This window comes from Jonesia denitrificans DSM 20603 (assembly GCF_000024065.1).
In the GTDB taxonomy this organism is placed as follows: Bacteria; Actinomycetota; Actinomycetes; order Actinomycetales; family Cellulomonadaceae; genus Jonesia; species Jonesia denitrificans.
In genome coordinates this window covers 1,313,331-1,327,063 of record NC_013174.1, presented here as the reverse complement: position 1 = coordinate 1,327,063, position 13,733 = coordinate 1,313,331, and the positions used below count along the sequence as shown (strand labels likewise).

The following is a 13,733-nucleotide window of genomic DNA, read 5'->3' as shown; positions in this document are numbered from 1 at the left end:
TCATGATCCTTTCGGAGAGCAGGTGAATTCCGGTGGTCCGAATGGTTCGTCGGCTCCCCCGGCAAGGGTGGAATAGGGGGCAAGAGGTGACTCCAACCCGATGGTTTCGGCAGGTGGGCCCGCTGCAACAAGTTGGGAAACTTCTTCTTGTTGGCGTGCGGTGACTGGGCCAAGAACGTCTGCTACAGCGTCCAGCAGCAGGGCATACAGTGAGCCGCGATCGTTCAGTGCGGTGCGGATCACTTCAAAACCGCTCCGGTGTAGGCGCAGGAGTCCTTCGCCGACCCCAGGTCCGGTAATCGCCGCGAACTCCAAGACCATGGGCAGGTAGTCGGGTAGCTCGTTTTCGGGTGGTGCAAACCCATAGGCTCGGTAGCGCTGTTTGAACATCAGCAGCGACATCCCCCGTTGGCGTGTGTCCCCGTGGAGGTAGTAGGTGAGGAACAACGACGAGTTGCGCCTCATGTCAAAGGTTTCCACGTAGTGTCGTTGTGCCTCGATGGCGGTGAAGTCGGTAAAAAGCGACCAAAATTCCCTGATTTTCGATGCGGCTGGTGAGTTGGGTAGTTCCGTGACTGCCTGCGCAAGGTCGTTGCGTAACGCAATAAACGCATCGTCAGGGTAGCCCAACAGCACTGCGCACAGTCCCAGCACTTCTGACCGGCCGGGAATGTCAGTGAGGTCACGCCGCTTGGAGCGGCGAAACAGGGGGATGGTCACAGCTTTACGTGTTGTTGTGGGACTCATCGTGGCCTCCTGCGTGCCAGGGTCAGTGGTACCTTGCCACCGCGGGTTGATACGTTGCTCATCCCTGGCCCACCGGGGCCATCAAGCGAGCACCCGGACTGCCAGGAAGCAAGTTCTGCTGCCCGCTCTGTGTGGGCTTTCGGGATCACGTACCGATCGGACATTTTGGCGATCGCCAGGAGGCGGTACATGTCTTCGACGTCCTGGGCGGACATACCGATTCGTTCGAGAACTTCGTTGGACACGTCACCGTTGATGGTGCGGTTCCTCATGAAGGTGCGCATTCCCGCGAGTTTCATCAACACACCAGCGATTGTGTCAACGTCGCCTGCAGTGAAGATCGAGGCAAGGTATTCCATGGGGATGCGCAGTGAGGAGATGGTGTGGAACACGTCATCTGCGTCGGTGTTGTCTCGTCCCAGTTCTGTCGTGACGTCAAGGACTGGTGACAGCGGCGGGACGTACCACACCATCGGGAGGGTGCGGTATTCCGGGTGCAGCGGCAACGCGATTTTGTAGGTGTGGATGAGTTTGTAGATGGGCGAGTCTTGAGCTGCCTTGATCCAGTCCTCAGGGATGCCCTCCGCTCGTGCTGCTGCCAGTACCTCAGGATCGAACGGGTTCAAGATGATGTCGCGTTGCGAGTCGAGGAGGTCTTTTTCGTCGGTGACAGATGCGGCTTCTGAGACTTTGTCTGCGTCGTAGAACACGATGCCGATGTACCGAAGTCGGCCCACACACGTTTCAGCGCAGACCGTGGGAAGCCCTTCTTCGATCCTGGGGAAGCAAAACGTACATTTTTCTGCTTTACCTGTTTGGTGGTTGATGTACACCTTCTTGTACGGGCAGGCGGACACACACATGCGCCAGCCACGGCATGCGTCTTGGTCCACCAGGACGATGCCGTCTTCAACGCGTTTGTACATCGCGGATGACGGGCATGCCGACACGCACGCAGGGTTGAGGCAGTGTTCACAAATCCGTGGCAGGTGGAACATGAAGGTCTGCTCAAAAGACATCTTCACTTGTTCGGACATGTTTTTCAGGTTCGGGTCGAGATGGGCGATCTCTGGGGACCCGGCAAGGTCGTCATCCCAGTTAGCTCCCCATTCGATTTTCATGTCTTTCCCAGTGATCACCGACTTTGGGCGTGCTGTAGGTACATCGTCTTGGGCAGGCGCATTGACGAGTTGATCAAAATCGTAGGTGGCAGGTTCATAGTAGTCATCCAGGGTGGGAAGGTTCGGGTTGGCAAAAATTGATGCCAATCGTTTCAACCGTCCCCCTGATTTCAGTTGTAACCGTCCCTTGCGGTCTAGGGTCCACCCGCCATTCCACCGTTCTTGGTCTTCGTATCCGCGTGGGTAACCCAAACCGGGTTTGGTTTCCACGTTGTTGAACCACACGTACTCAACCCCGTCACGGTTTGTCCAGGTTTGTTTGCACGTGACTGAACAGGTGTGACATCCAATGCACTTATCGAGGTTCATGACCATCGCGACTTGAGACATAACACGCATCAGTACTGAACCTCCTGGGTGCGGCGGCGGATCACCGTGAACTCATCACGCTGATTTCCGGTGGGGCCGTAATAGTTGAACGCATAGGTGAACTGGCCATAACCACCAAGGAAGTGCGAGGGCTTCATCATGATCATGGTCAGTGAGTTGTGGATACCACCACGTTTGCCGGACGTCTCTGTTTTGGGGACGTCAATGTTGCGGTCTTTTGAGTGGTACATGTACGCAGTGCCTTGTGGCATACGGTGGGACACCACAGCACGGCACGCCACCACCCCGTTTCGGTTGACTGCTTCGATCCAGTCATTGTCAGCAATGCCCGCTTTATTAGCGTCCTCGACGGAGAGCCATATGACGGGACCGCCACGGGAAAGACCCAGCATGTAGGGGTTGTCTTGATACTGGGAGTGGATCGACCACTTGGAGTGCGGAGTCAAGTACCGTACGGTGACTCCGGCATCGCCGTCGTCGGTGAACCCTTGGTCCCCAAAGTGGCGGGCCATGTCCAATGGGGGCCGGTACACCGGGAATTGTTCTCCCAGTGCTTGCATCCAGTCGTGGTCAACAAAGAAGTGTTGCCGCCCGGTGATGGTGTGCCATGGTTTATCGCGTTCCACGTTGATTGTGAACGGAGAGTAGCGACGACCTCCCTTTTCCGACCCAGACCATTCATACGAAGTAAACACTGGTTGTGGTCCTGATAGTGCTTGAGGGAAGGTGATGATCCGTTCCTCGTTTTCTTCAGCAAGGTCGTGCATCGTGACGCCGGTGCGTTGCTCGAGTGCTTTAAACCCGGCCACAGACACTGCACCATTTGTGGTTCCAGACAGCGCAAGAATCGCTTCACAGAAATGAGCTGCGGTGTCCAGGCGTGGGCGTCCTTGACCGATTCCTGACCGTTGCACACCGTTCGCCTTTTCAAGGTGGCTGATGGCGCTGTCAGGAACGATCGTTACCCCCTTAATGGTGGTCCCTGCGCTGGAGATCAGTGGCCCTACGGCGCGCATCTTCTCACCGATTTTTGTGTAGTCACGCTCAATGGTGACAAGCCGAGGCATGGTGACACCGGGAATAGGGTCACATTCTCCGTCTTTCCAGTCACGGACAATGCCGTGTGGTTGCGCCATTTCGTCGGGGGTGTCGTGGGTCAGCGGAGCCGCGATGACATCGGTGCGAGTTCCCAGGTGGGTGTGCGCCAACTCAGAGACTTTGTCTGCCAGTCCAAGGAAAGCATCGTAGTCGGTACGTGACTCCCATGCTGGTGTGATCGCTGCGTTGAGGGCGTGAACAAACGGGTGCATGTCCGTGGTGGACAGGTCTTGTTTTTCGTACCATGTGGCAGCTGGAAGCACGATGTCAGAGAACAATGACGTTCCCGTCATACGGAAGTCAATGTTGGTCAGCAGGTCAAGCTTGCCCTCCGCGGCCTTTTCCCGCCACACAATATCTTTGGGACGGTTTTCTGGGGGTGTTTCCTTCCCCCGGATCGCGTCGGTTGTGCCCAGCAGGTGCTTGAGGAAGTACTCGTTGCCTTTGGCGGAGTTACCAATGAGGTTCGATCTCCACAAGGTGAGAACCCGTGGGAAGTTGACGGGGTTGTCGGGGTCTTCCATGGCGAACTTGAGGCGGCCACCTTTGAGTTCATCAACAACGTATGTGGGGACGGTTTTCCCCGCTTCTTGGGCTTGATCGCAAATGTCAAGAGGGTTGCGGTCAAACCCGGGGTGCGCTGGTGTCCAGCCGAGGCGTTGAGCTTGAGCAAGACAGTCTGCAATAGCGGAGCGGGTGAACCCTTTGGCTGCAGCTGGTGAGGTGAACTCATCAGCGTCGAATCCTTCGTACCGCCACTGGTCAGTTGCTGTGTACCAAAACGCGGTGCCTGCCATGTGGCGGGTTGGGCGCTGCCAATCAAGAGCAAAGGACATGTGCTGTTGTCCAGTCACAGGTCGAGCTTTTTCTTGTCCAACGTAGTGCGCCCATCCCCCACCGTTCACACCTTGGCAACCGGTCATGGTGAGCAGGGAGATGAAGGTGCGGTAGATCGTGTCCGAGTGGTACCAGTGGTTGGTGCCCGCGCCCATGACGATCATGGATCGCCCTTGTGTCATCTCCGCGTTACGGGCAAATTCCCGTGCGATGCGTGCACATTGTTCACCAGTGACTCCGGATAGGTTTTCTTGCCACGCGGGTGTGCCAAGAACCGAGGCATCGTCATAGCCGGTTGGCCATTGGCCGGGCAGCCCATCACGTCCAACACCGTAGTTGGCCAGGAGCAGATCAAAAACGGTGGTCACCACGTGTCCGTCAATGGTGAGGGTGGGCACACCACGGGTAATGGTGCTGCCACCTTCGGTCGCTCCTTCGTCAAAACGTGGCATGAGCACAGTGGCTGACGATGCGGTTTGGCCTTGGTAGGTCGTGTCAAGCAGCGTCAGGTGTGGGTCTTGACCGTCAAGGTCGAGGTTCCATCGCCCTTTGCCTTCGTCAGTCCACCGGTCGGCCAGGGTTCCGTTGGGAACAGTCACGCTGTTGGTGACTGAGTCGAGGAAAACGGGGCGGAACTCGGCACGGTCGCCGGTAGCTCCGTGCACTGAGGTGGGGTTGAGGTCTGCGGCGGTCAAGAACTTGCCAACCCGGTAGGTTCCGTCATTGTCCCCTTTGTCGAGGGACACTAGGAACGGGGAATCGGTGAACTTCTTGGCATAGCGGGTGAAGTATTCAACGGTGCGGTCCCGGTAGAACTCGGTGAGGATGACATGACCCATTGCTAGGGCGAGGGCCCCATCTGTTCCTGGAGCGGGAGCAAGCCAGTCGTCAGCGAATTTGACGTTTTCAGCATAGTCAGGGGATACCGCAACGACTTTGGTTCCTTTGTACCGTACTTCGGCGAGGAAGTGGGCGTCGGGTGTTCTTGTGACGGGAATGTTTGATCCCCACATCATGATGTATCCGGCGTTCCACCAGTCCCCCGACTCTGGGACATCTGTTTGGTCGCCCCAGATTTGTGGGGATGCTGGTGGCAGGTCGGCGTACCAGTCGTAAAAGCTGAGTAGGGTCCCGCCAATCATGGATAGGAATCGGGTTCCTACCCCAAATGAGGCCATGGACATTGCGGGGATTGGGGTGAACCCTACGCACCGATCCGGTCCAAAGTTCTTGATGGTGTACACATGGGCGGCGGCCATGATTTCGGTCGCCAACTCCCAGTTTGCGCGAACAAGCCCTCCTTTTCCGCGAGCTGTTTTGTACATCGCGGATTTCAAAGGGGAGGTGACGATTGATTCCCATGCATCCACCGGGTCTGGGTGTTCCTTTTTTGCTTTGAGATACAGCTCAAGCAGGACGCCGCGGATATATGGGTATTTCACGCGCCCCGGTGAGTAGGTGTACCACGAAAATGACGCACCACGCGGGCAACCACGAGGTTCGTACTCAGGGCTGTCTGGACCTGTTGTTGGGTAGTTCGTTCCCTGGTGCTCCCAGGTGATCAGTCCGTCCTTGACGTAAACATCCCACGCGCACGACCCTGTGCAGTTGACCCCGTGTGTCGATCGGACGATCTTGTCGTGCGACCATCGGTTACGGTAGAACTCATCCCACTCCGATGGGTTTGTTTCCACGTAGGCGTGGGAGTTGTCGAACACTTCGGTGTGAGGGAGCAACCCGCGGGAGGCGAGGAGTTTCTTCACAAGTGGCGACATCGACTCGTTGGTTGGTGCGGTCATGGGGTGCACTCCTTCGATTGATGCGAGATCACGATCCAGCTCAGTTTTTCTCCTCTATGTGGGCCTTTGGGCCCGCACTGTGAGGTACATATCAGGTATTTTGTCGATTGAAACGAAAATCTTTGGGAATATTCAGTAATCCGTGAAGCATACAACCGATCACGGAAGACCAGTAAGGGACACACGCCATGCCAAAATCCATTGGCCACTTCGGGTTTGACGGAACAACTGGGCGTTCCGACTACGGAGGCCGCCGTACGCACATCATTCAATTGCTCCGCGACTCCAAAGACCCGTTGTCGGTGTCTGAAGTGGCCGACCGAGTGGGCATCCATCTCAACACCGCCCGCTTTCACTTGGAGTCCCTTGTCGATTCGGGCCTTGCACAGCGCACGCAGCAACCTCGTTCCACACCAGGGCGCCCAAAGATCTTGTATCTGGGTACACTGCCCAACCAGACTCACGAACGTGCTCAGGCCTACCGGGTCCTTGCTGAGGCATTGACGATCGCGGTTGCTGATAACGTGCCTGACGCATCGGCCATCATGTACTCCGTGGGGAAACGATGGGGACAGTTTGTCACCGAAGCTCCCAGTGAGGCTGAGCACCCTAGTGAAGACGATCTGCTGACCCGAGTGCTGACAAAACTTGACGCGTTGTGGTTCGCTCCGGAGTTGACCGACGACTTGGGGCAATCCACTCGTGACGCCGACCAAGTCACGGGAAAAACCAATATCGCCCCCGACGAAGAACACCGTTTTGATGAGCGTGGGTTGCTGTTTCACAACTGCCCGTTCGCTGACGCGGCCCGTAGCGCCCCGGAGGCTGTGTGTGCGTTGCATGCGGGTTTGCTCAACGGGTCTTTGGAAGAGTTGAACTCCACGCAACGAACCACGCGTATTGTTCCGTTGCTTGGTCAACACCACTGTGCTGCCCCGTTGACAACTGTTGCGCGAGGGTTTGAGGACAGTGAGGGTGTCATCGTTGATACTCGTTTTGTCTCTCACCACGCTTCGATCCCTTCCTCTCCAGCGCCTCAATAACCAACTGAACCGTGGCGTCGGTAACTCCGACGCCACGGTCGCAATCAGCTCTTTGCCTCCGCCCCTGGTCGTGCGTAGTAGAACCACGACACTGCAGCGCAAGCCAGCGCGTACACAATGATGAAGGTGAACACTGCTTCACGGGAGAAGAAGTTGAAGGCCATCGAGAATATGAATGGCCCAAACGCTGCGATCGCCGCAGTCCATCCAATGACACCGCCAGCTTGGCGAGCGGGGAAGATCATGGGCATCTGTTTAAATGTTGACGCATTGCCCACCCCGGCGAAGAAGAAAATCATGAGCATCCCGGTCATGAAAATACCCAGTGACGGGCCTTCATCTCCGGCAGTGATTTGACCAAAGAGAACCACACCAGCAGACACAGCCATGCCCACGCCAGAAACAAAGGTCCAAATTCCACCGCCAAAACGGTCACACAACGGCCCCCAGCACATCCGCACCAGTGACCCAACAAATGCGCCAAGAAACACCCAGGTGAGATACTGCGCCCCGAACTGGACGTTCAACAACATGCCAAATGTGCCTGCCAGTCCTGAAAAGATCCCAAAGGTGAGCACATATTGCATGGTCATCAGCCATGTGTGCTTGTTGCTGAAAATGTCGAACTGTTGGCGCAGGTTAACCTTCATGGGAACTGACCTGAGCATCGTCCACGCAAGGATGACGCCCACTACTGCGAAGGGAATGAAAATCAGCCCTGGGTTTTGCAACCACACGGTGCGCTCACCGCTGTCAGTCTGAGCCACTTGGCCGGCAACACCAAAGAGCGAAAATCCAATTGCCCAGGGGACAACAAACTGAACGATGGAAACACCAAAGTTTCCAATCCCCGCCTGCAAACCGAGCGCTGTCCCCTGCTTGGCCTTGGGGAAAAAGTACGATGTTGACGGCATGTACCCAGAAAAGACCCCACCGCCAATACCGGCAGCCAAAGCTAGCGCCACAAGGAGTCCGTAGGCGGGTTGCTCAGGGAGCGTCACAACCCAGGTCCACCCCACAAAGGGGATGAGCATGAGTAATGTGGACAGCGTGAGCATCTTGCGGGTCCCAATCATGGGAGGGAGTGTCATCCACACCAACCGCAAAGCACCACCAGTGAGTCCAGGCATGGCCAGAAGCCAGTAGGACTGGCTCTCGGTGAGGTTCCAGCCGGTCAGCGTTCCAAGGGTAGGGACCAGTGCGCCAGGGAGGTACCAGATGACAAAAGCAAGAACCAGGTTGAAAGTGGTCACCCACAAAGTGGACCAAGCAATGCGTGAATCCCAGATTCTGTCGTTATTGGGATCCCAGCCAACCAAGTCGCGGCGAGCGTCGTTGCTCACTGTGACCGGTTGTGGCGTGGATGAGGAAGTCGGGGTCATGAGAACTCCGGTTGTTGGTGGACCAGCATTGTCACAAACTACGATAGAAACGAACTTGTGAAAACTGCGGGGCCCTTGGTCCCGTGCGCAGGTGAGAGGCATGATGAACCCAAATCGTGTTCGTTTTTATTCTCTCGCGGGAACCAGTTTTGTTCTAGAAAATTGTCAGAATCTACCGGTCGCCACGACGCACACCCCTGACCAGGCCGTCGAGTCGTCGACGCAGCTCGGCCAGAGGTGCGATAGTTTTGCAACAAACACCTCAACAGTGAAGGCTGCTGATAGTTTTCACAGGTCACACAAGTAATCTACCGAACCACTGTGACACTCGCCACAATTAGTGGGTGAAGTACCGGCGACTCTCACCGATCAGACCACCGATCCCACCACCGCACGACCTGATCACACAAGTCTTTCCGCGACCCATCATTACGAAACACCACATCCGCCACTGCACGCCGCTCATCATCAGAAGCCTGCGCACGAATCCGGGCACGCGCATCGTCACTGCGCATCCCCCGATCCCGCACCATCCGCTCCACCCTCACATCCTCAGGTGCCTCCACGACAAGCACCACATCAAAATCCCCCGCCTGCCCCGTCTCAACCAACAACGGAATATCGTGGACAACGACGAGAGCTCCAGCCTCCTGCGCCGCCAACTGGGCCACCCGCGCCGCATCAACCACCCGTGGATGCACGATCGAATTCAGTAAACCGCGCGCCTTGGGATCACCAAAAACTACCGCCCCCAACGCCCCCCGGTCCAACGAACCATCAGGCTGCAACACACCAGCACCAAAGCGCGCCACAATCTCCGCTAACCCAGAGGACCCAGGCTCCACCACCTGGCGCGCCAAGCCATCATGATCAACAACAACCGCCCCCAAATCCCGCAAACACTCAGCCACAGTCGACTTACCTGACGCAATCCCACCAGTGAGTCCCACTCTTCTCATAGACTCAATACTTGCAGGCCTGCACAACCATTACGCAGCGCCACACACCGAAGGACACCAACGTGACAATGCATCGCCCCGGAGGCGGCGGCCCCGGAAGCCCATTTCGAAGCTTCCAGCAAGACTCCTCCGTCACCAACCACGAACTGCGTGCAGACACCCTGCGCAGGGTAATCAGCTTTGGGCGCCCCTACACGCGCCAACTCACCATTTTCCTCACCCTCATTGCAGCCGCCGCCGCAACCACAGCACTCCAACCCCTCCTCTTCCAACGCATTATCGACCAAGGAATCACCCAAAACGACCGTCACACCGTCATCACCTATGCCCTCCTCATCGCTGGACTCGCGCTCGCCTCTGCGGGCCTGACCATCGCAGAACGCATCACCTCAGCAAAAATCGGCGAAGGAATCATCTACGACCTACGCACCGCCATCTTCGCCCACGTTCAACGTATGCCCATCGCGTTCTTCGCCCGCACAAAAACAGGCGCGCTGGTCCAGCGACTCAACTCAGACGTCCTTGGGGCACAACAAGCCTTCACCTCAACGTTGTCCCAAGTTGTCTCCAACACGCTGACCGTCATCTTCGTCCTGGCCGCCATGATGACACTGTCGTGGAAACTCACACTGCTGGCCCTCATTTTGCTCCCTGCCTTCATCTTCCCTGCCCGGTGGATCGGTCCACGCCTTGCCGCCATCACAAGGAAAAGCTACGACCTCAACGCCGATGCGGCTCACACCATGAACGAACGCTTCAACGTCGCCGGTGCCTACCTTGCCCACACCTACGGTCGCCCCGAGAACGACCTCACGACATTCTCCAACCAAGCCAGCCAAGTCCGGGACATCGGTGTCACAACAGCTCTTTATCAAGTTGTCTTCCGTGTCACACTGACCACAGTGTCTGCGCTCGCAATCGCGGCAGTGTATGGGTTGGGCGGGCTTTCAGCCATTAATGGTGAGCTCAGTGTTGGTGTCGTCGTAGCGTTGGCTGCCTACCTGGGGCAGCTTTACGCTCCCCTGACAGCACTCTCAAATGTCCACGTCACTGTGATGACGGCGCTCGTCTCCTTTGAACGGGTCCTTGAGGTCCTTGACCTACAACCGATGATCAAAGAAATCGACCATCCCATCAACCTCACCCAGGCGATCGCTCACCATGGCGCCCGCATCGAATTCGATAACGTCAGCTTCACTTACCCGCGAGCCACTGACGTTTCCATCGCTTCTTTAGAAAGTGTCACCCACCTCACCAACGACCCCACGGGTCCCACATTGCGCTCCTTGAGTTTCACCGTGGAACCTGGGACTACAGTGGCCCTTGTCGGGCCCTCCGGTGCGGGGAAGACGACGTTATCTCACCTCATCGCACGCATCTATGACCCTACTGATGGCGCTATCCGCATCGCTGGGACTCAGCTCACTGACGCGTCGCTGGATAGCATCCGAGCCTCAGTGGGGGTCGTCATGCAAGACGCCCACATGTTTCACCAGTCCATTGCCGATAATCTCCGCTACGCTAACCCACAAGCAACCGACGAACAACTCACCCAAGCACTGGCCCGTGCCCACATCCTTCCTCTCGTGAACACCCTGCCCCAAGGCATCAACACTGTCATTGGGGACCGTGGTTATCGTATGTCAGGAGGGGAACGCCAGCGTCTGGCGATCGCCAGACTCCTGCTCAAAGAGCCAGACATTGTGGTGTTGGATGAAGCCACAGCTCATCTCGACTCCGAATCAGAAGCAGCAGTGTCGGCCGCCCTCCGTGAGGCCCTCGCAGGGCGAACAGCGCTGGTCATTGCACACAGGTTGTCCACAGTGCGTGACGCTGATGCAATCCTTGTCCTTGATCAAGGACGCATCGTGGAACAAGGGACGCACCAAGAGCTCCTTACCCGAGAAGGGCTTTACGCTGAGTTGTACCACACACAATTTGCTGATCAAGCCCGGTAGTGCGTGAAGTGAGTCTTCCGTGGACGGTTGCACTGTGTGAGGACGCGTCGTGGTGTCCACAGTGTTGATTACCAGAGTGTTCCTGCCGAGTGTGGAATGTCGGTGGTGTGTGTGAGACCTGTTTCCGCCAGTGTGACAAGAGCTGAGCCATCACGTGCGCATCGTTCACCGCGGGAATCAGCGTCTGGCATGGGGACGTGAACGAACACGCTGCGCGCGTTGGTGTTGACACGAGTGAGAGCATGCGCAGCGGAGTACATGACGTGGTTACACACGTAGGTGCCTGCACTGTATGACACTTCTGCGGTGTGGCCTTGAGCCTGTAATGCACTGATAGCACGTTTGATTGGGAACCGGGTGAAGTAGGCGGCAGGGCCGTCCACAACCACAGGTTTATCGACGGGTTGGTTCCCGTGATTGTCAGGGATACGGGCGTCAATGAGGTTGATCGCGACACGTTCAATAGTGAGGTTGGGGCGTCCTGCTGCGACCCCCACATTGACGGTGAGTGCGGGTTTCCATCGTTCCATGAGTTCCCACACACGGTGTTGTGCCGGGTCAAACGCGCATGGCAGGACAGTGGATACGACGTGATGTCCGCGCGTGATGAGTTCTTGTTCAGCGAAGGCGACCACGTCCATTGACGGGTTATAGGTGTCCCCGTCAAACGGTTCGAAGGATGTCATCAGGATCATGGTCGGTGTTGTCTCTTCCTACTAGTGTGTGCGTCATGCGGTATTATCCACACCTGGTGTGATACAAGTGTGGCCCCACTGGATATCCAGTGGGGCCACAGTCTTGTCACACCTGAGCGGTGTGAAGGGTTACTCAGTTACCGGTGAGCTTTTCGCGCAGAGCGGCAAGAGCTTCATCCGAAGCCAGGGTTCCTTCTGCAGCGACCTCAGCTTGAGCGTTGGACGAGTAGGATGCGGGTGCATCTTCTGCGGCTGCTTCGCCGGCTGTTGCTGCTGCCTCGGCGTCAGCCTTCTGTGCAGCGGCAACCTGCTTGCGGTGAGCTTCCCAGCGTGAGTGAGCTGCAGCATATTCTGCTTCCCAAGCTTCACGTTGAGTTTCGTAGCCCTCGAGCCATTCTTCGGTCTCAGGGTCGAAGCCTTCTGGGTATTTGTAGTTACCCTGCTCGTCGTACTCAGCAGCCATTCCGTACAGTGCTGGGTCGAACTCTTCGGACTCTGGGTCCACACCCTCGTTTGCTTGCTTAAGGGAGAGCGAAATCCGACGACGCTCAAGGTCAATGTCGATGACCTTGACGAATGCGTCATCACCGACGTTGACGACCTGTTCGGGCAGATCAACGTGGCGTACTGCAAGCTCAGAGATGTGCACGAGGCCTTCAATGCCGTCTTCGACACGCACAAACGCACCGAATGGAACGAGCTTGGTGACTTTACCTGGAACAACTTGCCCGATCGCGTGGGTGCGGGCGAAGGTCTGCCATGGGTCTTCCTGGGTTGCCTTCAGCGACAGGGACACACGCTCACGGTCGAAGTCGACGTCGAGTACCTCAACGGTGACCTCTTGACCGACCTCAACAACTTCGCTGGGGTGGTCGATGTGCTTCCACGACAACTCAGACACGTGGACGAGACCGTCAACACCACCGAGGTCAACGAACGCACCGAAGTTGACGATCGAGGAGACAACACCGGGGCGAACTTGGCCCTTTTGGAGGGTCTGCAGGAAGGTGGAGCGAACTTCAGACTGAGTCTGCTCGAGCCATGCACGACGTGAAAGCACAACGTTGTTGCGGTTTTTGTCGAGCTCGATGATCTTCGCTTCGATTTCTTTGCCAACGTATGGTTGAAGGTCGCGGACGCGACGCATTTCAACGAGTGATGCAGGAAGGAAGCCGCGCAGGCCGATGTCGAGGATCAGTCCACCCTTGACAACCTCGATGACGGTACCGGTAACGACTCCGTCTTCTTCCTTGATCTTTTCGATGGTGCCCCACGCACGTTCGTACTGTGCGCGCTTCTTCGACAGGATCAGGCGTCCTTCTTTGTCTTCCTTCTGGAGAACAAGAGCCTCGACCGAGTCGCCGACGTTGACAACCTCACCCGGGTCGACATCGTGCTTGATGGACAGTTCGCGCGAAGGGATGACACCTTCGGTTTTGTAGCCGATGTCGAGGAGAACCTCGTCGCGGTCTACTTTGACGATCGTGCCTTCAACAATGTCGCCGTCGTTGAAGTACTTGATGGTGGCGTCAATCGCTGCGAGGAAGTCTTCCTCAGTGCCGATGTCGTTGACGGCAACCTGTGGGGTAGAGATGGTCATTGAGTTCGAAGCTCCGATGCGGACAGGATGTAGTGTGAATATGGACTAGTGCCTTCGATGACGCACTTCCCCTGGATGTCATACACCGTGCCTGTGCACGTGTG

At 56.8% G+C, this 13,733-nt stretch carries 9 protein-coding genes; 2 read left to right on the top strand and 7 right to left on the bottom strand.

Annotation, left to right across the window (positions count from 1 at the left end; genetic code table 11):
- From narJ to JDEN_RS06230, 3 genes are read right to left on the bottom strand one after another with little or no spacing between them, the layout of a single operon-like run.
- Positions 1-747: a nitrate reductase molybdenum cofactor assembly chaperone gene (narJ, locus tag JDEN_RS06240; RefSeq protein WP_015771521.1), complete on the bottom strand. Its 747-nt coding sequence runs from the start codon at positions 745-747 to the stop codon at positions 1-3.
- Positions 744-2,267 carry a nitrate reductase subunit beta gene (gene narH / locus JDEN_RS06235; RefSeq protein WP_015771520.1) on the bottom strand — a complete coding sequence of 508 codons (1,524 nt, stop codon included), beginning with the start codon at positions 2,265-2,267 and terminating at the stop codon, positions 744-746. The genes narJ and narH overlap by 4 nt, the downstream gene beginning before the upstream one ends.
- Positions 2,267-5,992: a nitrate reductase subunit alpha gene (locus JDEN_RS06230; protein WP_015771519.1), complete on the bottom strand. Its 3,726-nt coding sequence runs from the start codon at positions 5,990-5,992 to the stop codon at positions 2,267-2,269. The genes narH and JDEN_RS06230 overlap by 1 nt, the downstream gene beginning before the upstream one ends.
- Before the next feature lie 188 nt (positions 5,993-6,180).
- Here JDEN_RS06230 and JDEN_RS06225 point away from each other — a divergent pair, with 188 nt between their 5' ends.
- Positions 6,181-7,035, top strand: a complete 855-nt coding sequence (locus JDEN_RS06225; RefSeq protein WP_015771518.1) for a helix-turn-helix transcriptional regulator — start codon at positions 6,181-6,183, stop codon at positions 7,033-7,035.
- A gap of 44 nt (positions 7,036-7,079) precedes the next feature.
- On the opposite strand, the gene JDEN_RS06220 is transcribed toward JDEN_RS06225, so the two are convergent.
- Positions 7,080-8,417: an MFS transporter gene (locus JDEN_RS06220; RefSeq protein ID WP_015771517.1), complete on the bottom strand. Its 1,338-nt coding sequence runs from the start codon at positions 8,415-8,417 to the stop codon at positions 7,080-7,082.
- 362 nt (positions 8,418-8,779) lie between these two features.
- Entirely contained in the window at positions 8,780-9,376 is a 597-nt protein-coding gene (gene coaE / locus JDEN_RS06215) for a dephospho-CoA kinase (RefSeq protein ID WP_041287846.1), read from the bottom strand.
- 68 nt (positions 9,377-9,444) lie between these two features.
- On the opposite strand from coaE, the gene JDEN_RS06210 reads away from it, so the two are divergent.
- Positions 9,445-11,334: an ABC transporter ATP-binding protein gene (locus JDEN_RS06210; protein ID WP_041288264.1), complete on the top strand. Its 1,890-nt coding sequence runs from the start codon at positions 9,445-9,447 to the stop codon at positions 11,332-11,334.
- Positions 11,335-11,402: 68 nt separating this feature from the next.
- On the opposite strand, the gene JDEN_RS06205 is transcribed toward JDEN_RS06210, so the two are convergent.
- Both JDEN_RS06205 and rpsA read right to left on the bottom strand, forming a co-directional pair.
- Positions 11,403-12,020 carry a pyroglutamyl-peptidase I gene (locus JDEN_RS06205; protein ID WP_169304101.1) on the bottom strand — a complete coding sequence of 206 codons (618 nt, stop codon included), beginning with the start codon at positions 12,018-12,020 and terminating at the stop codon, positions 11,403-11,405.
- Between the two features lie 142 nt (positions 12,021-12,162).
- Entirely contained in the window at positions 12,163-13,629 is a 1,467-nt protein-coding gene (gene rpsA, locus JDEN_RS06200; protein ID WP_015771513.1) for a 30S ribosomal protein S1, read from the bottom strand.
- Positions 13,630-13,733: the final 104 nt, after the last annotated feature.